The sequence below is a fragment of the Alloalcanivorax gelatiniphagus genome (assembly GCF_005938655.1).
Lineage (GTDB): Bacteria > Pseudomonadota > Gammaproteobacteria > Pseudomonadales > Alcanivoracaceae > Alloalcanivorax > Alloalcanivorax gelatiniphagus.
Genome location: NZ_VCQT01000003.1, coordinates 1 through 532, shown reverse-complemented (window position 1 = coordinate 532; position 532 = coordinate 1). Strand labels below are relative to the sequence as shown.

The 532-nt window shown below is 50.9% G+C and carries 2 tRNA genes; both read right to left on the bottom strand.

The features are described 5' to 3' along the window. Positions 1-263 precede the first annotated feature (263 nt). Positions 264-339: transfer RNA gene (locus FGS76_RS00925), tRNA-Ala, on the bottom strand. A gap of 64 nt (positions 340-403) precedes the next feature. Beyond that, positions 404-480, bottom strand: a tRNA-Ile gene (locus FGS76_RS00920). Between the last annotated feature and the right edge of the window lie 52 nt (positions 481-532).

The following is a 532-nucleotide window of genomic DNA, read 5'->3' as shown; positions in this document are numbered from 1 at the left end:
AAAACAGTCTGCACCGTTCAGGTCATACGAACTCGCAACGATCAACGATATCGCACCAAATAGACACAAGTGTCAGATAAACTTCTAACGCTTGTATTCCATTAGGAATACTTGGACTTTCTCATTTCCCAGATTGTTAAAGAGCTTGCCAACCCCGTTAAGGGCCGCGCTGACAAAAAAGTCAGAAGCAAACAGTCGTCGAACAACTGCTTGATTATGACTTCCAGGGTCTTCGAAACGACTCGAAGAATGTACCTCGAATATGGTGGAGCCGAGGAGGATCGAACTCCTGACCTCCTGCGTGCAAGGCAGGCGCTCTCCCAGCTGAGCTACGGCCCCAAAATTGTGACTGTTCATGGAACAGCGGCGCCGCCGACCGTAAGAGCCGGCGTACACCGTATTCTGGTGGGTCTGGGCCGATTTGAACGGCCGACCTCACCCTTATCAGGGGTGCGCTCTAACCAACTGAGCTACAGACCCAAAAACAGCGCTTTGGCATCTTTAACCATTCAGACAAGCAAACGTGTGGGTC